Source organism: Roseimicrobium sp. ORNL1 (assembly GCF_011044495.1).
Lineage (GTDB): Bacteria > Verrucomicrobiota > Verrucomicrobiia > Verrucomicrobiales > Verrucomicrobiaceae > Roseimicrobium.
The window spans coordinates 6,765,185-6,788,857 of the sequence record NZ_CP049143.1 but is presented as its reverse complement, the minus strand read 5'-3'; the positions used below and the strand labels follow the sequence as shown (position 1 = coordinate 6,788,857).

The following is a 23,673-nucleotide window of genomic DNA, read 5'->3' as shown; positions in this document are numbered from 1 at the left end:
GAATCACGTGTGAAGACGACGGGACGAAGGCGATGACGACGATGATTCGATGCACGGCTTGCGGATACCACATCCCTGTGGCGGTCTTTGCGTCGTCGCGGGATGGCGCCTGCCCCCTGTGCCGCAGGCCGGTGAAGGCCGTGCTGCTGCCTGCCATGAGGCATGTGCCGGGCGGCGGTGGTCCACCCGCCCTGCCGGAGGAGCCGCCGGCCCCTGGGGAGGCGGTGTGCTTTTACAGCCCGAACCGGCGAGCGACCCGCACCTGCTCTCATTGCGGCGTCTTTGTTTCAGAGGCGTGGTCCGCGCAGTGGGGTTCCGAGCATGTGTGCCTGAAGTGCCTGGATGAACTGCGCGGTCGCCGGAAGGATGTCCGCTTCGAGGTGCGCCGCGTGCTCTGGGATAACATTGCCCTCGGCACCGCGCTGCTGCCCTTTCTGCTGTGCGTTCCGCTCATGCTGCTTGGCCCGTTTGGAGTGATGCTCATGGTTCTGCCTCTCATGGGAAGTGTGGTCACGGCGCCGTTGGCACTTGGCTTCTCCATCTATGCCTGGAAGAAGCCGCGCAGCATGGTGCCACGCGGCCCCTGGCGCACGATTTCGGCACTGGTACTCAGCTTGTTGCAGTGTGCTGCGTGGGGATTCTTCCTCGTGGCGGGCATGACGCAGACGTTCCTTCGCTAGGACGAGATTACTGAGCGTATGAAAAAACAATTCGCCGACTATACCTGGCTCGCCGGAAACCACGGTGGCAAAGGATCCCTGTGGCAGGGTCCGGACCATCTGCTGGTGGTGGAAGCCAAGGGCCTGGTGATGGCCCTGTCCGAAGTCTACCGGCGGTTGGACTACAAGAATGTCCAGGCGCTCACCCTCACTGAGACAAGGCGCTACACCTGGATGGGTTTGCTGCTTGGATTGGGCGCCTTGTTCTTTGGTGTGCTGACTTGGGCAACCCGTGAACAGGAGGTGTTCTACCCTCTCAGTCTGGCGCTGCCTGCCGCGCTTTTGGTGATTCTGCTGACGGTACATCTGGCCCGCGGGCGCACCTGTGCCTGTACGCTGCAGACCGCAGTGCAGGTGCTTCGCCTGAAGCCGCTGACCCGCGTACAGACGGCCCAGCCCGTGATTGAGCAGCTGGAAGCGCTGTGCATGGAGCATCAAAAAGGACTGGCGGTGGTGGAAATGGGAGCAGCCGCGGCTGCCGCAGCGGCCGCTGCCGGCCACATGGCGACCTTCGCTCCGAGGTATGCGTCCGCTGCAGGTCTGAAGCCGCGGTGGGCAGGTAGTACGTGGGTGCTGGCTGCCGGTCTTTTGTCCCTCGGCTGGGCGATGGTGCTGGCGGGAGAACTTTTTGTCGACGGACTATTTTTTACCGTCATCAGCATGCTGGTGGGCGGAGCCTCGGCGGTCATGGCGATCGTCGCGCTGGTGAGGGCCAACCAGTTCAAGATTCCTGTGGCGCTGGCCGGCTCCCTTTGGGGAGGGCTGGTGATGCACCTCGCCGCGGCGGTGGCTCTCTTTGCGGTCGGAGTGGCCGCCACTGCAAAGTCTGTCACCCAGCGCAGCGCGCTGGAGATCATTGAGCGCAATGAACACGCGAGCGAAGACCTCTTTGCCTATCTCGCGGCCGCACGGTTTGAAGAGGCCGGCGCTCTTGGCTGGGCCTTGCTCGCGCTCGCACTCGTGCTGGCTGCCTGCGGGGTTGTGCAGCTTGTCTACGCGCCGCAGCGGAAGGGCGGCGCCGATGAACCGGTTACGACAGCGCCTCCCGCGGCGCCACCTCCCATGTCCTGATTTGATTTTTTACCCCGATGTCTGCAGCCCCTGCCATCCTCCAGCAGCCGCACTGCCTCAACCATCCCCGGCGTGAGGCCGCAGCCCGCTGCACCTCCTGCGGTCAGCCGTTCTGTCGCGAATGCGTCACAGAACTCGATGGCCGCATGGTGTGCGGTTCCTGCCATCGGGCGAAGCTGGAGGTGAAGGAGAAACCCAAGCGCGACTGGTTTCTCATCAGCGTCCCCCTCCAACTCGCTCTTGGAATCCTGCTCCTGTGGGGCACTTCGTGGTTCCTGGGGAAGGTGCTGCTCAGCACGCCTTCCGAGTTTCATGAAGGGATCATGTGGCAGCGATTTGGATTCTAGGAGAGACAGTTTACGTAGCCTCTGCAAAATTATCCAACCAGCATGCCTAAGGCCAGCAAGCGCGATCATCGGGAACTCTTCACTCTGGTGGAGGAGGGGACCCATTTGCTGCGCAATGCGTCTGCGACCCTGTGGCTCACCTACTACCTGGGGAGCGTGCCCTTTGTGGTGTACCTCTTCTATTTCTGGAGTGACATGTCACGTTCCGGCCTTGCAGAGGGTCGGTTGCTGGAGTCCTCGCTGATCCTTGCAGTGCTCTATGCCTTCATGAAGATCATGCAGGCATGGTTTTGTGATGGTCTTATGGGAATGGTGCAGGGCCGTGAACACCGTGACCGCATGCCGCTGCGTGGCTGGCTCCGGTTGGTTGCCTCCCAGATGTGGGTGCATGCCACGGCTCCGTGGGTGCTGGGCGTGTCTCTTTTCACCATGCTGCCGCTGCCGTGGACCTATGCGTTCTACCATAATGTGACCGTGCTGGCGGTGGATCACTTCCGCCGGGGCGGTCGGCACAGGACGCTGCTGGCCCAGTCCATGGGCCAGTCGCAGTGGCAGTTCTTTCAGCAGGTGACGTTGCTGGCCCTGCTGCATGTCGCGGCCATCCTTGTGTATCTCAACATTGTCGTCGGCTTCGCTCTTACCATGAGCCTGATCAAGTCCTTCTCGGGTTCGGAGAATGCCATCACCATGTCGTCGGGGTTGATCATGAGCACGCCGGTGCAGGCATTTTTCTTCAGCTTGTGTTACCTCGCCATGAATCCCCTGGTGAAATCCATCTATGTGCTGCGCTGCTTCTATGGAGCAGCCCGGCGTACCGGGGCGGACATTGAGGTGCGGCTGCGCGCGCTGCGTTCCGCCGGTGGCGTGCTCGTCGTTGTGCTCGCGCTCATGTGCAGTGGAGTGTCGCCATTGCACGGCTCGCCGCAAGCGCGAGAACAAGCGCCAGTGTCAGCAGAGGCCAAGGCCACGCCGGCGAAAATCACGCCCACAGTTCCCAGCGACCGGCTGGATCGATCCATTCGTGACACGCTGCGGCAAAGTGAATTTGAATGGCGCATGCCGCGTGAGGGAGGCAAGGACGGCAAGGAGGACACCATGCTGGGAAGCACCATGCGCGCGATCACGGATTGGCTGAATGCGTCCCTGGAAGACATTGGCAAGGCTCTTGGTGATCTCATGGACTGGTTGTTTGGTGGGAAGGATGCCAAGGGAGAAGGATCAGGAGGTGGGTCGGACGCGGACGGTGAGGGGAGCACGTGGGTGGGCATGATGCCCAAGCTGCTGCTGGCCCTTGGCATCGTGCTCGTGCTGGCATTGGCGTGGCTGCTCTTCCGTCATTGGAAGCAAACACGGAAGACCGTGGTGATGGACACCACGGCGCTGCCTGAGATCAATCTGGAGAATGAAAACATCGTGGCCTCGCAGCTTCCGGAGAACGAATGGCTGCGACTGGCACGGGAGAAGATGGATGCTGGCGACTACCGGCTCGCCCTGCGTGCGCTTTTCCTCGCGACGCTGGCGCATCTGGGAGACAAGCGGCTGCTGCAGATTTCCCGCACCAAGTCGAACGGCGACTACGTGCGTGAACTTGGCTGGAGGGCGAAGGGCCGCACGGATCTCAACGAAAGCTTTCACCAGCAGGTGCGCACCTTCGACTGGGTGTGGTACGGCTGGCACGACGTGTCACCGGATCTCATGACTCGCTTCCAGGAGCAACACGAACGCATCACCACCCATGCGACGTAGTCCCGCCACCGCACTCGCGATCCTGATTGGCCTGGTGCTGCTCGCAGCCTGGGCCTTCAATACGCTGCTGGGCAAACGCTTCGCCAGCGGGGATGTCTATGCGCATGGGTCGTCCCTTCGTGCGGATCCCATGGGCACCAAGGCGCTGCATGACGCGCTGAACCGTATTCCCGGCGTGCGCGCGGAGCGGAACTACCGCGACCTGACCCGGCTCAAGGGATCCCGCGACAAGACCTTGCTGTTCGTCATGGTGACTCCCGACATGTTTGCCAGTGGTGAGCAGCTCGATGGCGAATCCGTGCTGCGCTTTGCCAATGAAGGTGGCCGCGTGGTGATTGCGCTCCACGGGCAGAAGACGGACTGGAACACGGTGCTGGAGGCTGCAGACAAGCGCCGTGATGAAAATGCTGAACGGCGCCGGGACGAGCGCAGAAAAAGACTGGGCAAGCCACCCCTCGCTGACGAAAAGAAAAAGAAGGAGAAGGGGAAGGACGACGACGAGGATGATGAGGATCTCGTCATCCGGGAACGGCGAGCGAAGGACAAGGACGACCCGATGCTGCCTCCCCAGTCGCTGAGGCGGTTGCTTGGCGTGAAGGTGAAACAGCAGAACTTCGTGATGACTTCGGGAGGGGCGTTGCAGCTGACCACGCCGATGGGCATGGGTGTGGAGGAGGGGCTGCCCGGCTGGCACACGCGGACGTCCATTTCATTCACCGATGAGGCGACGAGCAAATGGAAGCCGCTGGCCCTGGTGGGAGACGATGTGGTGCTGGCCTCGCGTGATACGGATGCAGGTGGCAGCATCGTGCTCGCCACGGATTCCTACTTCCTGAGCAATGAGGCGCTGTACCATGGCGCCGCCACCAAGTTCCTCTCCTGGCTCATCGGACCATCCGGGACGGTGATCTTTGATGAAACGCACCTCGGCACGTTGGAGCAGCCCGGCATCATGGCGCTCGCGAAGCGGCATCGTTTGCACGGACTGTTCCTCGGTGGTTTGCTGTTGTTTGCCCTCTTCGTGTGGAAGAGCAGCATGAGCCTGGTGCCCGCGCGTGATGATGATGCGCCCAGCAAGACCGTGGCAGGTCGCGGCGCCACGGCGGGTCTGGTGAGCCTGCTGCGCCGCGGCATTCCCCAGGCGCAGGTGCTTCGCCGGGGGCTGGACGCGTGGGAGCACGGTTCCCGCCACCGTTCTCCTGCCATGCAGGCCCGCATTGACCAGGCGCGCCAGCACCTTCCCGTGCTGGAAGCCACTTCCGTGAAGCGTGGCGCGCTCAGCTCCCTCTACCGCGTGATGTGCGACATGCTCCACCCTCGCGCCAACCAGCCTCTCACGCCCGCGCCGAAAGCCCAGGCTCAAGCACCGACCCCTTCCCAACCTGAACACAGCTCCCGTCCCCTCTCATGACTGAATCCCTGGAACAACTGAAACTCGCGCTGGCGGAAGCCCGGGCGGAAATTGCCAAGGTCATCATCGGCCAGCAGAACGTGATTGAGCACGCGCTCATCGCCATCTTCACGGGACAGCATGTGCTCATCGAAGGGGTGCCGGGCGTGGGCAAGACGCTGCTCGTGCGTACGCTGGCGAAGGTGCTGGGTGGAGACTTTGCGCGTATTCAGTTCACGCCGGACCTGATGCCGGCGGATATCACGGGCACGAGTGTCTTCAACCTGAAGGAGAGCAACTTCGTGCTGGTGAAAGGACCGGTATTCACCAGCTTCCTCCTCGCGGATGAAATCAACCGTGCTCCCGCGAAAACGCAGTCCGCGCTACTGCAAGCCATGCAGGAACGCCTGGTGACCATCGACAACGAGACGCACGCCCTGCCACCGAGCTTCACGGTCTTCGCCACGCAGAACCCGGTGGAGTATGAAGGCACCTATCCGCTACCCGAAGCTCAGAAGGATCGCTTCATGTTCAAGGTGAACGTGGGCTATCCCAACCGCGACGAGGAACTCAACCTTGCCGGCCGCATGCTGGGCGAGGAGTCGCCGGAAGCCGTGCTCGAGAGCGGCGCGGTGCGCCAGGTGCTCACGGCGGATCGGGTGATTCAACTGCGCGCCGCCTTGCAACTGGTGACAGTTCGTGAGGAACTCCTGGCCTACATCGTGGATCTCGTGCGTGCCACGCGTGAGCATGAGGCCATGCTGGTGGGTGCTGGTCCGCGTGCCACGCAGGCACTCATCCTTGCCAGCCGTGCGCGCGCTGCACTCGACATGCGTGACTTCATCACGCCTGATGATGTGCGCGCCCTTGCGGAGCCTGTCCTGGGCCACCGCCTCGTGCTGCGTCCTGAGTTTGAAATCGAAGGCCTAACCGTGACCGAGCTCATCCACCGCGTGCTGGAGGCGGTGGCGGTGCCGAGGTGAGTGGAGTGGATCACCGTTCACAGGGGAATCAGATTCAAGACAACCTCAGTATGAAACACTTTGCCATCGGAGACGGGAACAAGCGCATCACCAGCGAGGACCGTTACTTCGCGGATCGCGAATCCGATGACACGACCGTGATCTGGGATCCCGATCATGCGGACTTTCCGATTCGGGTCTCTGTTTTGACAATTGTTCCCAAGGACAAGGGCGAAACGGAGGTTGGATACTGGCGGATCATTGAAAAGGCTGGCGAGAAACGAGTTCAGCAGAGAGCAAAGGGAAAGAAGGCACTCTACAGCTATAAAGAGCCGGACATGAGTGGGGAGGACATCCTGCACTTCCACGAGGTGGGGATCGGCAACAGCATCTGCATCTTTTCCATCACGGTAGCGAAGGCGGAAGAATCCTCTTCGGCATTCCTGCAAGTGCACGCTGACCTCAGTGAGATGATCCAATCTCTCGTGCAGCGTGATGAGGAGGAACAGTATTATTGCGAACTGCTCGTGTGCGAGAGCGAGAAGATCGAGGGCGCGGTGCAGAGTTTGCTTCGCGGGGAAGTGAGTGACAATTCCCTGGCGACACTGCAAGGCCACTTGGACCGAGCGCTTGAGGCTGGCGATGCGGACTTGGCATCGCAAGTGGGACTGGTATTCGGCGAAGTGATGAGAAATGAGGTGTCTTCATTCTCATGGATTGGTCTCACGGACGACTACGGCACCTCCCGTGCGCTTGCCTTGGGGGACTCTGGAATCCTTATTTTCCCGGAGGACATGATCCTGAAGCGCTTCGAGAAGGGCGAGCGTCTCGACCTTGTGAGATTCTCTTCGGACACGCTGGATACCGTTGAGGATCTTTATCGCAAATATCAACAGGAGGCGGCAGCCGGAGGGCGGCAGTCGTGATCGTCCCTTCCAACAGACTCCTGCTTTTCCTCGCGCTGGTGGGCATCCCGCTCTTCACGCTGCTGGGCATGCAGGATATTCCTGGCTCGGCCATTGTGGTCGCGGCGGTGTTGATGCTGCTGGCGCTGGCGCTGGATGCGCCCAGCGCGCTGGCATCCATCCGGGCGATTCGCGTGGCGTTGCCGGAGATGACGCGCACCTCGAAGGCCCGTGAGTTTGAAATCGAAGCGGTGGTGGAAAATCCAGGCCAGCTCTGCCGGGTGCTTCGCCTTGGCCTGCCTTTCCCGAAAGAATTGGAGTGTGAGAAGCAAATTCTTGAACTTACGCTCAAGCCGAACACGGAACGCAATCTGGCGAAATGGAAGGTGCGTGCCGTGGAGCGTGGCAGGTTGATCATCTCCACGTGCTACCTGGAGGGCACGTCACGATTCGGCTTCTGGAACGGGCGTCGCACGGTGAAGGTGAACGCGGAGATCCGTGTGTATCCGGATCTGAGTCGCGAGCGCAATGTGCTGGCGCCGCTGTTCTTCCGCAAAGGAGCGATTGGCGTGCACAACGTGCGGCAGATTGGCAAGGGGCGTGAGTTTGAACAATTGCGCGCCTATGTGCCCGGCGACAGCTATGACGACATCTTCTGGCGTGGCACGGCGAAGCATCGCTCGCCCATCACCAAGATGTTTCAGCTCGAGCGCACGCAGCAACTGTATGTGGCTATTGATGCCTCACGCCGCAGCGCGCGTGCACTCGATGTGCCGGGGAAGGATGCTGAGGCTGGCATCATCGCGAAGACGCAATTGGAACGCTTCATCCAGGCTGCCCTGGTGCTCGCCCTCGCAGCCGAGCAGCAGACGGACAAGTTTGGCCTCATTATTTTTTCCGACACGGTGCATCGCATCATCCCTGCTGGTGGAGGGCGTGGCCACTACGATGTCATTCGTGATGTGCTCTACACACTGGAGCCTCGGGTGGTGAGCCCGGACTATGAGGATGCCTTCATCCACATCGGCAATCGCCTGCGGCATCGCTCGCTTCTTCTGTTTCTCACGGACTTGGGTGAGCCATGGCTGGCGGAGCAGTTTGTGGAGGGTGTGGAGTTCGTCGCGCGCAAGCACGTCGTGCTCACGCACATGCTGGGTCAGCGGGAGATCCAGCCTATGTTCACCCGTGGAGATACTGCAACGGATGACGAAGCGCTCTATGGAAAGCTGGCAGGCCAGATTCTCTGGAACGACCTTCAGGACACCACCCGCGTGCTGAAGCAGCGCGGCGTGCACCTCACTTCCTCCCTCCAGGAAAATCTGGTGGCGGATGTGGTGAGCGAATATCTCAAAGTGAAAAAGCGGCAGTTGCTGTGATGAGCCCTCAAGCACCACGACCATGATTGCCGATCTCAAAACCTTCATCGAACGCGAGCGTCCTCACTGGAAGGAGCTCGAACGCGAACTGGATCGGATTCGCGAACGCCTCGCCGACCTCTCGGATCTGAAGTATGCCCGGCATGTGCTGGCACTTTTTCAGCGCACGTCCTCGGACCTTGCCCGCCTGCAGGGCAGCTCCGCAGAGCCGGAACTGAAGGCGTATCTCGAAAATCTGGTGGGCTCCGGTTATTCGGAGATCCACAGCGCCACCCGGGACCGGCGCAACTTCCGTCCCTGGCGCTGGCTGGTACGGACATTTCCCCAGGCGTTTCGCCGGCAGATTTGGGGCTTCTGGATTTCCCTGGCGCTTACCATCGTCGGCGCTCTGCTGGGGGCCATCTTGATCAGCAAGGGGGTGGAGGGACGCGAGGCAATCTATCCCTTCCCGCACCTGGTGAACCAGACTCCCAGTGAGCGTGTGGCGCGGGAGGAGCGTCAGCAGTCCAGGGCCCACTCTGAAAATCGTGATGACATGGAGGGTAGCAAGACTGTGTTCTCCGCGTCTCTCATGCGGAACAACATCAGCGTGACGTTTCGCGCCATGGCACTCGGGATGACCTGGGGCATTGGCACCCTGATCATCCTTTTCTACAACGGCGTGATCCTGGGAGCGGTGGCTTTTGACTACATCGCCGATGGGCAGACGGTCTTCCTCCTGGGCTGGCTGTTGCCGCACGGCTCGGTGGAGATTCCCGCGATCCTTCTGGGCGGGCAGGCGGGGCTCGTCCTCGGCCGGGCGCTCATTGGCTGGGGCACGCCGGACAGCCTGCGCACCCGGTTCCGCAAGGTCACGCCGGATCTCGCCACCATTGCCGGAGGTGCGGCGCTCATCCTCGTGTGGGCGGGCATCATCGAGGCCTTTTTCTCGCAGTATCACGAACCGATTCTGCCCTATTGGGTGAAGATTCTTTTTGGCTCGGCGCAGCTGGTGGCGCTCGCATGGTTCCTTTTCTTCTCCGGGAAGTCCAAGGACGGCAAGGATGAGTCCGCGTCCTGAAGGTCTTCTCTCATCTCCCACGCATGTCCTCCCGTTCTGCGACACTGAACATCTCCACACCTGAGGGTGTGACCTTCTCCCTGCCACTCGCAGGGCCGGTGACTCGCAGCCTTGCGTACTTCATCGATCTGGCGTTGTTTTTTGCGTTGTGGAATGTGACGGCGCTCCTCCTCTCGCCCTTCATGTTTTTTCTGCAGGGTCTTGGCGCCGGAATGGCGATCATGCTGCAATTTGCCTACCTGGAAGGGATGCGCATGGTCATGGAGCTCCTCTGGCGCGGGCAGACGGTGGGGAAAAAACTGATGGGTCTGCGGGTGGTGGATGAGCAGGGGCTGAAGCTGCGCCCTTCCCAGGTGGTCATCCGCAATCTGTTGCGATTCGTGGACGTGCTTCCGGCCTTCTACGCGCTGGGCGGCATGGTGTCCCTCTTCAGTGCCCGCGCGCAGCGTTTGGGAGATCTGGCGGCGGGCACGGTGGTGGTGCGCACGGTGAAGACCCAACCGCCAGACGTGGCCTCTGTGCTGGCGGGGAAGTTCAACTCCTTCCGCGAATGCCCGCACATCGAAGCACGCCTGAGGCAGAAGGTGACTCCCGAGGAAGCCCAGCTCGCGCTTCATGCCCTGGTGCGGCGGGACGACCTGAATGAAGAATCCCGTCACAAGCTGTATGAGCAGCTCGCCGCGCATTTCCGGGAGAAGGTGAAGTTTCCCGAGGATGTCGTCTTCGGCCTGAGCGATGAACAGTACATCCGCAACGTGGTGGAGACGGTTTTTCGCGGAAGAAAGTAAAGCGAAAGCGCAGGGTTCCGGCAAGGCGGCTGTTTCCTCCACGTTTGAGTCAATCCGGTGGCGCTTGGGCCCTTGCCACCGGGTCGCTCACCCACGGGCCGCCCTGTTGTTCCATCATGTTAAAGAAGTCTGCTCGAATCACCCGCGCCGCTGCCACTGCCGCCATTGCCACTTCGCTTTGCCTCGCTACGCAGCCCGCTCTCTTTTCTCAATCCACGACTCCCGCTCCTGCTCCGGCACCGGAGAAGAAGTCTGACCGCACGAAGAACCGCGGTCCGGAGCAGGTCGAGCTGAAGTTCAACCTGCCTCCACCGCCAACGCGCACGCCTGAGGAGGCGCTGAAGACCTTCAAGGTGGAGAAGGGGTTCAAGATCCAGCTCGTCGCCTCTGAGCCGATGATTGAAACTCCCGTCGCGATGAGCTGGGATGACCAGGGCCGGCTCTATGTGGTCGAGATGCGCGGTTACATGAATGATGTGGAGGGCAAGGGAGAGGACCAGAAGATCGGCCGCATCAAACGCCTCGAAGACGTGGATGGCGATGGCAAGATGGACAAGGCCACGGTGTTCCTGGACAACCTGCTCATGCCTCGTGGTGTGATGGCTCTCGGTGATGGCGCTGTGGTGGCCGAGCCGCCCAACCTCACATGGCATCGCGATACCGATGGCGACGGTGTGGCAGACAAGAGCGAGGTGATCTCCACCACCTACGGCAGCGCTGGGGGACAGCCGGAGCACATGGCGAATTCGCCCACCTGGTGCCTGGACAACTGGATCTGGAGCGCCGGACATGGCACGCGGTTCCGTTTCACGAAGGGGCAATTCATCAACGAACCCACGCGCAGTGGCGGCCAGTGGGGCCTCACGCAGGATGACTGGGGTCGCCGCTACTTCAACTACAACAGCGACCTGCTGCGCACGGATCTGCTGCCTCCTTCCGTGTATGCGCGCAATCCGAATCTCACCGATCGACTGGCGTTGAACTTCCGCGTGATGGCGGATCAGAAGTGCTGGCCCAGTGTTCCCACGCCGGGTGTGAATCGCGGATACAATCCCGGCCAGCTCACTCCGGATGGAAAGCTCGCCACTGTCACCGGCACCTGCGGACCGTGCATCTATCGCGGCGATCTCTTCGGCAAGGCGTATGCGGGCAATGCCTTCATCCCCGAGCCTTGTGGCAATCTGGTGAAGCGTTTGACCCTCAGCGAGCAGGGCGGCGTGGTGACGGCGAAGAATGCGTACAACGGTGTGGAGTTCCTCACGTCGACGGATGAGCGCTTCCGCCCGGTGAATGCGTACAACGGTCCAGATGGCGCACTCTACGTCGTGGACATGTATCGCGGCATCGTCCAGCACAAGTACTTCCTCACGCACTACCTGGTGGAGAACATCAAGGCGCGGAAGCTGGAACAGCCGGTGAACATGGGCCGCATCTGGCGCGTAGTGCCGGAGAAGTCCGAGCCGAAGGTGGTGAAGCTGCCGGCGGAGAGTGCCGCCATCGTGCCTCTCCTGGCACATGCCAACGGTCACGTGCGTGACACTGCCCAGCGTGTGCTGGTGGAGCGTGGAGATGCGGGGGTGGCGAAGGAAATTGAGAAGATCGCCACCGAAGGCGCGACGCCCCAGGCACGTGTGCAGGCCCTGTGGACCCTGGAAGGGCTCAAGGCCGTGACACCGGAAATCCTGACCACAAAGCTGAAGGATGAAAGTCCCAAGGTGCGCGCGGCCGCTGTGAGCTTGTCGAACCTCGCCGTGCTTCCTGAGCTCCTGAAGATGACGGAAGACTCGAGCGCCGAGGTGCGGGTGCAGCTTGCCCTTCAGCTCAGTGCGCTGCCCGGACCGGATGCGCAGAAAGCGGTGCTGGGGATTCTGAAGAAGGGTGGAAGCCCGCTGTTGAATGATGCCATCGCTTGTGGTGTGCGTGGCCGTGAGCTGGAGTATCTTGAGACCCTGCTCGCCGAGCCGGTGGGCAAGGAGGAGGACAAGCTGGTGACCAGCGGTCTGCTCCAGATGCTCTCGGCATGCGTGATGAATGAGCGTCGTGATGCCCGCGTGACCAAGCTGCTGGACGTGGTGGCCGCACAGGAGCCGAACGGTGCGCGTCAGCTCGCCATGCTCAATGGTATGGCTGGCATCCCGGTGGACAAGAAGGTGAAAGCACAGCCGCGCAAGCTGCTGTACCTCGATGCGCAGCCTGCCGCGCTCGCGACCTTGCAGGAAAAGGCAAAGCTTGGTTCCGTGAAGAAGTTGCTCACGACTGTGGATACTTCGCTCGCGTGGCCCGGCAAGCCCGGTGTGCCGCCGCCGCCCGTCGTGGTCCCGCTGAATGCGGAACAGCAGGCACGCTTTGAGAAGGGCAAGACCATCTATGCCGGCCTTTGCGCCGCCTGTCACCAGCCCACGGGCCTGGGCATGGAAGGCCTCGCCCCGCCGCTGGTGGATTCCGAATGGGTCACCGGTCCGTCAGACCGCCCGGTGAGAATCATTCTCCACGGTTTGAGTGGTCCCATCCAGGTGAGTGGCCGCACGTGGACTCTTGAGATGCCCCCGCTGCCATATTTCTCGGATGAAGACATCGCCAGCGTGCTCACCTATATCCGCCGCGAGTGGGAGCACACGGCTGGTCCCGTATCGCCGAATGACGTCGCGAAGATCCGCGCTCAGTATCCCGGTCGCACGAAGGCGTGGACCTCGGCGGAGATGAACAAGAAGGCCGAGACGAAGAAGAAATAGCGTAGCGCTTCGCTTATCGGGAGCTCACGTGTGGTGCAAACACCCGTGGGCCCTGGGAGCGCTGGCCTCCGGCCGGCGTATTCATGTGCCACGTAGCAGCAGCCGGCCAGAGGCCAGCGCTCCCAGGGCTGCTAGAACTTGATGAGTACCTGGGATTACAGCGGTTCAGGTTTTGGTGAAGCTATAGACGATGATCTGCGCTTTGCGTCGTGGAGTGCGGTGGCAAGCGCTAAGGCGCGACACTGCTTTTGAACGGAGCCCACGTCATGCCCTTGGGAGGTAGACTCACCAATACCGAGTCAAGCTTTCACCACTCGCTGGATGTTTGAATAACGTTAGAGTATTGGGATGTCGGATTCCTTCGCTCAAAGCGGTGTCGCGCTTGAAGCTTGCCACCGCACTCCACGACGCAAAGCGCTCCGTCACCTGCAAACGTCGTGTCATTACCTTCGAGGATGCATGCGGTGACCGCCTGCGCGACGCAATGGCCAATGTCCCTATTAAAGACAAAGCCCCGGAAACGCCGACTTGAGGCCAGCACTTCCGGGGCTGTGATCGTGTAGAATTGCCTTCCGTTACTTCTTCACCTGCCACTGCTCATCAAAGAAGTCCGCGGCGACCACCTTGCCGGGGTTCACGGGATCGGGAGCCGTGCGGAGATCCACAATGGCCCAGTCTGGGAGCTTGGGCACCTGGCGGGCGTTGTTGAGGTAGTCGTATTCGCGGTAGGTGAAGCCGCTGTTGATCACCACATAGCGGTTTGGATTGAGCGGGTTGGGGTAGATGAGGATGGGCACATACTCACCAGCAGCGTATTTCTTGCCACCCACTTCGATGCCTTCAGCAGTCCACTTCACTGGAAGCTTGTCGGCGATCTTCTTGAGGATGGCATTGCTGCTCGGGTCACCCCAGAGCGCGAGGTTCTTGTTCGCGATGTCCTCGTCCTTGATCTCGGTGTCCTTCTTCTGCGGGGCATCACCGCGGAACTGCTTCTGCCATTCGCGCGTGGCGTGATCGAGTTCGCTAGTGACCCACTTGCCCGTGGCTTCGTTCAGAGGCGCGCCGGTCGGAGTGACGAAGACGAAGGCGTCCATGAACGCATCGTCGATGGGTCCCTGCAGGCCGTGGCGCTTGGCGAGGCCCGGAGCGGCGGGTGCCTTGTCATCCACGAGAATCCACTTGCCATCCCGCTTGGCGAAGCTGGCGGACCAGGAGAGGTCGGTCTTCGGCTTGCCAGCGGTGAGCTTGGTGCCATCAATCGAAACCGTGACGGGCTGGAAGAGATTCAGATCCGGGGCATGGCCGGCATCGAAGTTCAGCGAGAGCGCGGTCACATTCTGGGTCTTCACCTCAATGGAGGACGCTCCATTCACGGAGGCATCCACGCGTGCACGCTTCCAGTGCTCACCCATGCCGTCGATGGTCACCCACTTCGACTGATTGTACCCGAGGGTCCACGTGGTGAAATGTACTTCGCGAGGGGAACGGTCACGACCCTTGGCGATGATGGCGGCGAGGCGCTTTTCGATTTCGATGAGGCTGTCCGGATGCAGCTTGTGGGCGGTCTGTGGTCCGATGATGTGCTCCAGTTCGAGGCCTTCCTTCTTCAGCTCGCGATCCATCACGTCGGCGGCCTGCTTTTGTTTGTCGATTTCACCGCTGTACGCGATGGTCGGCAGGTTGGCCAGATTGAGCGCATAGTCCGAGGAGTTGTACATGTGCCAGAGCGTTTTCTGCCACTCGGGTGCGTTGCGCACGTCTTCACTCTGGAAGGAGCCGAGGAACTCGGGCGTCTCTGCGAAACCGGCGCCGGGAGTGGCCGCGCAGAAGAAGCCTGGGAAGTGCGTGGCGAACTGCCACACGGCAGCGCCGCCCATGCTGAAGCCGCGCACCACGAGACGATCGTCATCGATCGAGTAGGACTTCTTCGCGTGCGCCAGTGCTTCGAAGAGATCCACTTCGCCAGCAAGCTTGTTCGCGCAGCAGTAGCGTCCGTAGAGATGCAGCACGAGGGTGTTGGGCGGAGTGATCTGCCCGGGCTGATGCATGCGCTGATCGAGGAAGGACAGTTCGCTCAGCGTTTCACCGCGACCATGGCACCAGAAGTCCAGGCGGGAAGGGGCGCCGCTGTAGCTGTCCGGAATCACCATGCCGTAGGGCTGCACGGAGCCATCGATCTTGGAGCGGTAGGCGCGCACCACGAGACCCTTTTGCGAAAGCCAGGGTGCCTCACCCTTCTTCAGTGCTTCGGCGCGCTTCTTCCCTTCGGCGAGCTGTTCGTAGGCGGCTTTCGTCTCGGTGGGCTTGCTGAAGTAGTTGTAACGCAGTGCCCAATCCACGGCCTTGTGGAAGATCTCCACATCTGGCAGCAGGTCGGCGAGGCGTGGATTCTTCGCCTGGGCCTTCTTCGCTTCCTCAATCAGTTGCTTCAGCTCCGCCGCACCCTTTGTGAGGGCCTCGCGGTCCGCCGCTGGGATTTCCACTCCAGGAGGGGGGATGGGACGGACGTTTTGCGGGAGGTTGTCCTTGGGACCATCGGCGAGGACTGTGTGAGGAAGGGCAACCGCCAGACCGAGGGCGGCTGCGGGCAGCAGGAGTGATTTTCGGATCATGATAAAAAGAGGGATGCCAAGAACGCCCGGTGGCGGTCACCTCTTGCTGAAGTCGGTGCAGAGTCGACAGGCAGGGCACGCAAGCCCCCCAGGATAATCGTCGTCAGCTTCCCTGCAGTTCCGTCCAGAGCGCGCCGTAGCGGAGCGCGAGCGGGTGCGACTCGCCGAGGTTCGCCTTGGCAGTTTCGGCGGCGCGGCGCGCATAGATACGGGCATCAGAAAAATTGCGCTGGCTCTGCAGGCAGAGGGCGAGGTTGTAGCAGATGTCCAGTGTCTGCGGGTGGTCGCTCCCGAGCACGCGGTCGGATTCACGCAGGGCTGCTTCCAACTCCACCTTGGCGTCATCGAAGCGCTCCTGACGGAAGAGGCAGGTGGCCAGATTGCCACGGGTGGCCAGGGTGTCCGGGTGCCCGGCGCCCAGATTTTTCTCGCGGACGCGCAGCACCAGCCGCAGTTCCTGCTCAGCCTCGGTGGCTCTGCCGAGCGCCATCAGGGTATTGGCGATGTTGTGCCGTGTACGCAGGATGTCCTCGTGCTCGGCAGGGAGGTTCTTGGTCTGGCTCTTCAACACGGTACGCAGCACTTCTTCTGCGTCCTTGGGTCGGCCGGCCATGCTCAGGACATTGGCCACGCCAGTCCAGTTCCGCAGGGTGAAGCTGTGTTCGGAACCGAGGGATTTTTCAGCATCGAGGATGATGGCGCAGAACTCCTGCTCGGCCTCCTTCAGCTTGCCCGCTTGCGCCAGGGACACGGCCTGCTCGCGACGCTTCAGCAGGGAGTCATCCGGCTTCTTCTCCGCGGGGGCAGCTTTGCCCTGTTGCTGCGCCGCGACTGGACCCACCACCGCGAGCAGCAGAAGCAGCAACAGCGTGCTGCTCAGCAGGGGCAAGGTCAGGTGCGGGTGGGTACGCCGGGCCATGGGGAGTCTCTTTTGTAGCACGTGCGGTGGCCTGTGCCAGTGTTGTTGCAAGCCTGTCGACGGACTAAAGCGCGCGCTAAAGCGGGGCTTAAAGTTTCGCATCGAGCTTCTCGATCAGAATCGTGTAGTTGTGCGTGGCGCCGAGGGTGCGTTTCGCGATGGGAGTAATGTCCCGGGTGATGGCGCGTGCATCATCCCGGCGGCGCAGTTGGTAGAGGCAATTGGCAAGGTTGTACCCGGACACCAAGGTGTCGCGATGTTCTTTGCCGAGGGCGGTCTGCCGTTCGGTGTAGACCTCACGCTGTACCTTCTCAGCCTCCGGGAATTTCTTCTGGGCGAAGAGGCAATCTCTCAGGTTGTTTTTGCAGACCAGAATCACGCGGCGGTCCACCTTCGGCGTCTTTTCAAGAAAGGCGATGGTGGAACGGTGGGCGGCTTCAGCTTCGCTCGTCTTTCCTTGTGACGAAAGGGCCACCGCCAGGTTGTTGCGGATGGTCAGGTTGAGCGGGCTTTCGGGGGGCAATTCCTTCTGCACCTGGGGCAGAAGGGCGCGGTAGGCCTTCTCTGCCTCGGCAAACTTTCCCTGCTGCAAAAGCTTGTCCACAGCGCCGCATTGGGTGACCAGAGCTGCCTTCGTGTCCTGGGCCTGGGCCGGCAGCAGGGTCGCATGCCCAAGGCAGAGCAGGGCAATCGTGAACAATCTCTGGAAGCGGGACAGGGCAGTCATGACACGAGTCCTTTGGGTGATATCAGACTAGAGTTCCTTGATCGAGATGTTGCGGAACTGGATGAGGCTGGAAGCCGCGGCCATCTGCCCATCCTTGCCGCGACCGCCGTGGTGCTGCAGAGCCAGCTTCCCTGAGGCAGATACGCCTGGGAGCTGCGCGTTGTCGATCACGGTCTTGCCATTGAGCACCACCGTGAGGCGCTCGCCCTTCATCGTGATTTCAAAGGTGTTCCACTCGCCGACGGGTTTGTCGGCATTCATCTTGGGAGTCACACCGGCACGCACTTCGGGCGGCATGGCTTTATCCATGCGATATCCGTACACCTCGCCGGAACCGATGGGCCAGCACCAGATGTTCACCTGCGCCTTGCTTGCACCGCGCAGGTAGATGCCGGAGTCGGCATTGGGTGTGGGATTGAGGATCTCCTTGCCATTCGCATCCAGCTTGTGCGTGCCATCCGGCAACACCACAGGCATGGGATAGAGGCCGGTGGTCTGCTTCAGCCGCCAGTCGAGGTGCAGGGTGAAGTCCTTGTACTCCTTCGCGGTCCAGAGGTTCTTATCCTTCCCGGGGGCCTCGCTCAGAGCGTCATAGTCCAGCACGCCGTCGATCACCTTCCAGTGGCCATTGTCACCTTCCGGCGCGACCCAGCCGGTCAGGTCCTTGCCATTGAAAAGAGAAACGAATCCCGCAGCCGGATCGGCGGCAGAGAGCGTGGTGGCGAGGGAGGCAGTGAGCAGCAGCAGGAGGACGGGTTTCATGGTCGTGACTGAGGGAGCAGTTGCGGCGTGTGAGCCGATAGCAACGCACCCAGCCGCCGGGACCTATCCCACCTTCCTCACGTACCTGCGGAATTCGAACCCTTCTCCCCGTCCAAGCACTTCCTTGAGCTCGAACAGGTGATCGAAGTCCGGAAAGAAGGCGTCCCCTTCATAAGGCTGCTCGATATAGGTGAGGATGAGTTCACTGCACCGGGATAGGAGAGTGCCGTAGAGCTGCGCACCTCCGATGAGGTAAACGGGTGATTTCAGGTAAGGTACTCCGGCGAGCTCTGCTACGTCGCGAATGATGGTGGCGTCCTCGCGCGGCTCCATGGTGTGACTCACCACCAGATTGAGCCTGCCGGGCAGGGGCTTCCCCAAGGTGGCAACGATGGACTCGAACGTCTTGCGCCCCATCAGCACCGCGTGTCCCAGGGTTGTGCGTTTGAAGAACTTCAGATCCTCCGGGAGGTGCCAGGGCAGCTTTCCCTCCCTGCCGATGACGCGGTTGGAAGCCATGGCAACGACGGCGATGAGCTCTGGGAACGGAGATGCTGGGGGCATTGGCGCACGTTAGGCAGGATGGGGGCGGACGAAAATAAGAAAGCCGATATGTCTGAAAAAACCGGACGTACCTCAGAGCCGTACGGTTTTTGTGGCGTTCCGGACCAGCCATGGTTCCATGGCACGCCCGCTCAGGCACCTTCACTCACCGAATGCGTCTCCCCGCTTCACTTTTCCTCTGCTCTCTTATCCTTCTGCTGATTCCCTCCTGCAACCAACGGCAGGCGGCTCAAAATCCGGAGATACAGGTGGAGGTGGAGCGTGTGGCGGCATCCAAGGCGAAGAGTCCGGAGGACGTCCGGCCGTACGATGAGGCGCTGGCGTGGCATGAGTACAAGGTGAAGCGCGTGCTCTCCGGCAAGCTGGAAGCGCCGGTCATTCGGGTGGCGCACTGGACGGTCATTGCGGCCAAGGCCGTGCCGGTGAGTGACAAGCAGGGCGAGGTCGTGACCCTGAAGGTCGTGCCTTTCGAGTCCGTGGAAGACATCAAGGACATCTCTGCCAGCGATGACCTGGACATCACCGCGGAGGAGCCTCCCCGCTTCCTCGATCTTTCGCAATCGCTGGCCCAGGATCGGACTCCCAGCGTGGTGCGCATGGACTACCGGGGAAACGTTTCTGACCAGATGCAGATCTACTGGAAGCTGCGTGGGCAGCTGCAGGCGGTCGTCATGGGGAACTCGCATGCCACCAAGGGAGTATGTCCCCGGGAGTTCTTCGGTCAGGAGAATTGGCACACGCCTTTGATGCTGAACATGGCTCCTGCCGGTGGGAACAACAAACTGCAGTGCCTGATGATCCGTGAGTACGTCGACCCGCTGCCGAAGCTCAAGTGGGTGATGTGGGTGGTGAGCGCGCGCACCTTCAACGCGGAACGTACCGACGAACGCAAGTACGAGGAATTCACCGCCAGCCCCGGATGGCATTATGATCAAAAGAACAAGGGCACACTCTGGCCAATGCCTGCTTTGGACAAGCCCGTAACGGCTACGGAACTGGAAGCGATGAACATCACTGGCTGTGATATGTGGGGGTGGGAAGGCCGCAAGCAGACCAATCTCCCTAAGCATCTGGAAGAGCAGCACAAGCAGATCCTCAAGCTGTGCGACAGCAAACGCTTTGAGTGGAGCGACAAGATTTTTGCAGAGTTCAAGGCGACGGCGCAACACCTTGCTCAAAAGGGCGTGAAGGTGCTGCTCTTCACCACACCGCTGCACCCCTATACCAAGGACGCAGCAGCGAGCGATCCGGATGGAACCACGCATGAGGGATTCCGTGAAATGGTGCAGCACATGGAAAAGCTCGATGCGGAAACGCCCGGGCTGTGGTTCCAGGACTTCCACAAGGGAGGTTCGCACGAGTTCCCTCCCACGGAGTTCTACGATGTAGATCACCTCAACCGCAAAGGCGCGGCAAGGCTGGCTGGGATGATCCGTCCGTGGATGGAGCAGTGCGAGAAGGAGAAATAATGGAGCGTTTGTGCCTTCTGTATCTGCATGAATGGCACCATTGATCCCATCGAAGGCTTCTTCACGTCCATTGGCAGCGTTTGGGGGCGGGTGCTCTCGATGTTTGGCACATGCTGGATTGCGTTTGTGATAGGTCTGCTGGCTGCGCAAGTCTCATGGAGTCCGGGTGATGGATTCAATATCTATGCCGATCTCAAGGATCTCGCCCTGGTGCCGATTGCATGGATGTTCTCCTTCGTGGCAGGCCTGTTGAAGTGGTGGGGGATGTTGTTTGCCCTCTACCTGATCGGCATCTTCTTTGTCACGTTTTACGCCGACGCCAATCTCTTTCGCATGGTGTGCCTCATGTTCACCGGTCAGGCACTGCATACCTGGTTGCTTGCTGGCGGAGACATTGGAGATCTCCCGTACCGTCCTGTATTGTGGTTGCTATTGGCCGTGGTCGCCCTGCTGGTGTGGCTCTTTATCAGATCGTGGCAGCGCGACCACGAGTGATATTCCTGGCTCAAAGACCAAGCGCCTTCTTCGGATTCTCTATCGAGAGCTTGTTCAGATCATCTCGCGTGAGCCCGATGTGCTTCGTGTTGTTCTCCTGAATGCGCGGCCACGTGACGGTGGAGCCGACGAAGTGAGAGCCATCTGGCGAGCGTGCGACGAGGTCTACACCGATCACGATGTCCCAGCCCGCGAGGGTGAACTTACCGGGTCCAAGGCGCGAGGCGCTGATGGCATCCGTGACGAAGATGCTGTGCTCCATGCCCGCAGCACGCAGGTAGTTCTGCAGGGCGAAGAACTCGATGTGCACGCCATCAGGAATGAAGCAGAGCCACAGGCGTTCCTTCAACGACAGCGCGCGCTGGATGATGTTGTCATGGCGGTGCATGAGCATGGGGCAGCCATTGCCCACATGGGTGAACATGCGCAAGCCATGGTCACAGGCGGCGGCGAGCACTTCGCGTGAGGGATTGCAATGGCCTGCCGAGACGCACACGCCCTGTTCGCTGAGCCATTTTGTGGTGGCATATCCTGCATCGCACTCGGGAGCGAGCGTTACCAGCTTGGCCAGGCCACCCGCGGCATCGATGAGCTGCTTCGCATGCTCCACGGTGCCGGGCTTCACCGCGTGTGGAGGATGCGCGCCGACATAACCTTTCTCGCTGTTGATGAAGGGTCCCTCGATGTGAATGCCGGCGATCAATTCCTGCGCGAGAGGATCCTTCTCACGCAGTTCCACCAGGGTGCGCATGCGGCGGGACATCTTGTCCAGATCATCGGTAATGAACGTGGCCAGGATGGCCTCCACGCCGTCCTCCTTCAAACATTCGCAGGCATGATGAAGGGACTCCGCGGTGAGACCTTCGCGGTTGAAATCCGTGCCTGCGTAGCCATTGACCTGAAGATCGAACATGTTCTGAGCAAAGGGGATGGCGCGCCCTCCTGCAAGCCACGAGCACTCACGGAAAGGTGCGGGAAGTGATATTTTGCTCACGGGAGGCCGCCATCGCGGCTTGCGTTGGGGGACGGGATCGCCGAGGTGGTCCCGTGCGGGCGGCCATGGGGCTGGCCCGGTTCGTATTTTTTAAAATGGACCCCTACAACGCCATCTTCCGCCAGGTTCAGCTTCCCCAGGGCTGCAAGGGCCGCCTGTTTCTGACCGGCATGCCGGGCAGGTATCAGGACATCCAGCATGCCCTCGAGGCCTGGAACAAGCTGAAGGCGGAAGTGGGGAAGGAACGCATGCTCATGCTCAGCCTCGTGGAGGAAGGGGAGATCCAGCGGAGGTCACCTGACTATGCGAAGTCGATCCGTGCAGGCCTGTGGGAGGGAGCGCGGCTGTCGTGCCCCATCCCTGATTTTGGCGTGCCGGCAAACGACAAGACGTTTCGCGAACTCATCGTCGATGTGGCTACCATGCTGGGAACTGGCACGAACGTGGTGATCCACTGCGGCGCGGGCATCGGACGCACCGGCATGGCCGCGGTCTGCATCCTTGCGGCCATGGGTGTGCCCATCAAGGATGCCACGATCGCGGTGCGCGCGGCAGGCAGTGGACCCGAAACGCCCGAGCAGGCGGCGGTGGCCACGCGCATGTTTGGTTGATTCGCCCTACGCGAAGATCTCCTTCACCACGTGGCCGCTCACATCGGTGAGGCGGAAGTCTCGTCCGGCGTAGCGGTGCGTGAGCTTCTCGTGATTCATGCCCAGCAGCGCGAGGATCGTGGCGTGCAGATCATGGATGTGCACCTTGTTCTCCTGGGCGTAGTAGCCGTAGTCATCCGTGCTGCCGTGGGCGATGCCGCGTTTCACCCCGCCACCGGCCATCCACATGGTGAAGCCGTGGGGGTTGTGGTCGCGACCATCCTTGCCCTGGGCAGTGGGGGTGCGTCCGAATTCACCACCCCACAGCACGAGTGTGTCATCCAGCAAGCCGCGTGACTTGAGATCCTTCAGCAGGCCGGCGATGGGCTTGTCCACTTCAGCCGCGTTCTTGGTGTGTCCCTTGTAGAGGCTGCCATGCTGGTCCCACTGCACTTCACTGTCGCTGTGCGTCACCTGGATGAAGCGCACGCCGCGCTCTGCGAAGCGTCGCGCCATCAGGCATTGGCGGCCGAAGTTGGCGGTCACGGGATTGTCCATGCCGTAGAGCTTCTTTGTCGCTTCACTTTCGCTGGTAACATCTTGCGCTTCGGGCATGGCCATCTGCATGCGGAAGGCCAGTTCGAAGGAATTGATGCGCCCTTCAAGGGCCAGATCTGGACCGGCCATCTGCAGGTGTTCATGGTTCATCTGCGCCAACAGGTCGAGCTGCTCGCGCTGCACCGCGGTGCTGAGATGCGTGTTGCGGATGTGCTTCACCATCGCCTGGCTGGAGGGCACGGCGGCATTACCAATCGGCGTGCCCTGGCAGTAGGCGGGAAGGAAGGCCGCACCCCAGTTGTTCACGCCACCATGGGCAAGCGTTGGGCAGATGGTGATGAAGCCCGGCAGGTTCTGATTCTCCGTGCCCAATCCATAGATCACCCAGGAACCCATGCTGGGCCGCACCTGCACATCGCTGCCGGTGTGCAGCTTCAGCAAGGCGCCGCCATGGGCTGGGTTCGTGCCGTGCATGGAGCGGATGATGCAAAGCTCATCCACACACTGCGCGACATTTGGGAAGAGCTCGCTCACAGGAAGGCCACTCTGGCCGTATTGCTTGAACTTCCACGGTGACTTCAGCAGTTTTCCGGTCTCGGCGAATTTGATGCGAGGTTCCTCAAAGGGATACTTGCCACCATCATCGCGCTGCAGCAGCGGCTTCGGATCAAAGGTGTCCACATGCGAGGGGCCGCCCTTCATGAAGAGGAAGATGACACGACGCGCGCGTGGCGTGAAGTGCGGGTCCTTTGCCGCGAGAGCATTGGCCACCGAAGGCGCCGCGTTGGCCTGCTGCGCCAGCATGCCCGCAAGTGCGAGATGACCAAAGCCTGCCGCGCTGCGCTGCAGCATGGCACGACGGGAAAACATCTGGGGTGTCGTGTTCG

Annotated in this window: 21 protein-coding genes; 14 read left to right on the top strand and 7 right to left on the bottom strand. The window is 61.1% G+C overall.

Annotation, left to right across the window (positions count from 1 at the left end; translation table 11 throughout):
- The first annotated feature begins 32 nt into the window (after positions 1-32).
- From G5S37_RS27250 to G5S37_RS27200, 11 genes are all read left to right on the top strand, one after another.
- On the top strand, positions 33-680 hold the full coding sequence (locus tag G5S37_RS27250) for a hypothetical protein (RefSeq protein WP_206026167.1): 648 nt from the start codon (positions 33-35) through the stop codon (positions 678-680).
- A gap of 18 nt (positions 681-698) precedes the next feature.
- A complete protein-coding gene (locus G5S37_RS27245) occupies positions 699-1,790 on the top strand; it encodes a hypothetical protein (RefSeq protein WP_165208586.1) in 1,092 nt (363 codons plus the stop codon).
- 17 nt (positions 1,791-1,807) lie between these two features.
- Positions 1,808-2,137, top strand: coding sequence for a B-box zinc finger protein (locus G5S37_RS27240; protein ID WP_165208584.1), 330 nt, complete (start codon positions 1,808-1,810; stop codon positions 2,135-2,137).
- A gap of 42 nt (positions 2,138-2,179) precedes the next feature.
- The gene (locus tag G5S37_RS27235; protein WP_165208582.1) at positions 2,180-3,883 is read left to right on the top strand and encodes a DUF4129 domain-containing protein; all 1,704 of its coding nucleotides are present in this window, start codon (positions 2,180-2,182) and stop codon (positions 3,881-3,883) included.
- A complete protein-coding gene (locus tag G5S37_RS27230; protein WP_165208580.1) occupies positions 3,873-5,294 on the top strand; it encodes a DUF4350 domain-containing protein in 1,422 nt (473 codons plus the stop codon). The genes G5S37_RS27235 and G5S37_RS27230 overlap by 11 nt, the downstream gene beginning before the upstream one ends.
- Positions 5,291-6,256, top strand: coding sequence for a MoxR family ATPase (locus G5S37_RS27225; protein ID WP_165208578.1), 966 nt, complete (start codon positions 5,291-5,293; stop codon positions 6,254-6,256). Before G5S37_RS27230 ends, G5S37_RS27225 begins: the two co-directional genes overlap by 4 nt.
- 50 nt (positions 6,257-6,306) lie before the next feature.
- A complete protein-coding gene (locus G5S37_RS27220) occupies positions 6,307-7,161 on the top strand; it encodes a DUF3806 domain-containing protein (protein WP_165208576.1) in 855 nt (284 codons plus the stop codon).
- Positions 7,158-8,516 carry a DUF58 domain-containing protein gene (locus tag G5S37_RS27215; protein WP_165208574.1) on the top strand — a complete coding sequence of 453 codons (1,359 nt, stop codon included), beginning with the start codon at positions 7,158-7,160 and terminating at the stop codon, positions 8,514-8,516. Before G5S37_RS27220 ends, G5S37_RS27215 begins: the two co-directional genes overlap by 4 nt.
- 22 nt (positions 8,517-8,538) lie before the next feature.
- Entirely contained in the window at positions 8,539-9,576 is a 1,038-nt protein-coding gene (locus G5S37_RS27210; protein ID WP_165208572.1) for a stage II sporulation protein M, read from the top strand.
- 23 nt (positions 9,577-9,599) lie between these two features.
- Complete coding sequence (locus G5S37_RS27205) at positions 9,600-10,364, top strand: RDD family protein (RefSeq protein ID WP_165208570.1); 765 nt, start codon at positions 9,600-9,602, stop codon at positions 10,362-10,364.
- A gap of 116 nt (positions 10,365-10,480) precedes the next feature.
- Positions 10,481-13,096 (top strand): PVC-type heme-binding CxxCH protein, encoded by a 2,616-nt coding sequence (locus G5S37_RS27200; protein WP_165208568.1) that lies wholly within the window; start codon positions 10,481-10,483, stop codon positions 13,094-13,096.
- A 575-nt stretch (positions 13,097-13,671) separates the two neighbouring features.
- Here the strand turns inward: G5S37_RS27200 and G5S37_RS27195 are convergent.
- The 5 genes from G5S37_RS27195 to G5S37_RS27175 all read right to left on the bottom strand — a co-directional run bounded on the left by G5S37_RS27195 (position 13,672) and on the right by G5S37_RS27175 (position 18,680).
- Entirely contained in the window at positions 13,672-15,708 is a 2,037-nt protein-coding gene (locus G5S37_RS27195) for a prolyl oligopeptidase family serine peptidase (protein WP_165208566.1), read from the bottom strand.
- Between the two features lie 103 nt (positions 15,709-15,811).
- A complete protein-coding gene (locus G5S37_RS27190; protein ID WP_165208564.1) occupies positions 15,812-16,627 on the bottom strand; it encodes a tetratricopeptide repeat protein in 816 nt (271 codons plus the stop codon).
- Positions 16,628-16,715: 88 nt separating this feature from the next.
- Positions 16,716-17,354, bottom strand: a complete 639-nt coding sequence (locus tag G5S37_RS27185; protein ID WP_165208562.1) for a tetratricopeptide repeat protein — start codon at positions 17,352-17,354, stop codon at positions 16,716-16,718.
- A 27-nt stretch (positions 17,355-17,381) separates the two neighbouring features.
- Positions 17,382-18,116 carry a DUF1080 domain-containing protein gene (locus tag G5S37_RS27180; RefSeq protein WP_165208560.1) on the bottom strand — a complete coding sequence of 245 codons (735 nt, stop codon included), beginning with the start codon at positions 18,114-18,116 and terminating at the stop codon, positions 17,382-17,384.
- Positions 18,117-18,179: 63 nt separating this feature from the next.
- Complete coding sequence (locus G5S37_RS27175; protein WP_165208558.1) at positions 18,180-18,680, bottom strand: dihydrofolate reductase; 501 nt, start codon at positions 18,678-18,680, stop codon at positions 18,180-18,182.
- 152 nt (positions 18,681-18,832) lie between these two features.
- Here G5S37_RS27175 and G5S37_RS27170 point away from each other — a divergent pair, with 152 nt between their 5' ends.
- Positions 18,833-20,149, top strand: a complete 1,317-nt coding sequence (locus tag G5S37_RS27170; protein ID WP_165208556.1) for a hypothetical protein — start codon at positions 18,833-18,835, stop codon at positions 20,147-20,149.
- Positions 20,150-20,176: 27 nt separating this feature from the next.
- The gene (locus tag G5S37_RS27165; protein ID WP_165208554.1) at positions 20,177-20,644 is read left to right on the top strand and encodes a hypothetical protein; all 468 of its coding nucleotides are present in this window, start codon (positions 20,177-20,179) and stop codon (positions 20,642-20,644) included.
- 10 nt (positions 20,645-20,654) lie between these two features.
- Here the strand turns inward: G5S37_RS27165 and G5S37_RS27160 are convergent, their stop codons facing one another.
- Positions 20,655-21,557: an N-acetylglucosamine-6-phosphate deacetylase gene (locus G5S37_RS27160; RefSeq protein ID WP_165208552.1), complete on the bottom strand. Its 903-nt coding sequence runs from the start codon at positions 21,555-21,557 to the stop codon at positions 20,655-20,657.
- Between the two features lie 176 nt (positions 21,558-21,733).
- Between G5S37_RS27160 and G5S37_RS27155 the strand changes: the two genes are divergently transcribed.
- Positions 21,734-22,249, top strand: coding sequence for a tyrosine-protein phosphatase (locus tag G5S37_RS27155; RefSeq protein WP_165208550.1), 516 nt, complete (start codon positions 21,734-21,736; stop codon positions 22,247-22,249).
- A 6-nt stretch (positions 22,250-22,255) separates the two neighbouring features.
- Here the strand turns inward: G5S37_RS27155 and G5S37_RS27150 are convergent, their stop codons facing one another.
- Entirely contained in the window at positions 22,256-23,656 is a 1,401-nt protein-coding gene (locus G5S37_RS27150) for a DUF1501 domain-containing protein (RefSeq protein ID WP_240914725.1), read from the bottom strand.
- Between the last annotated feature and the right edge of the window lie 17 nt (positions 23,657-23,673).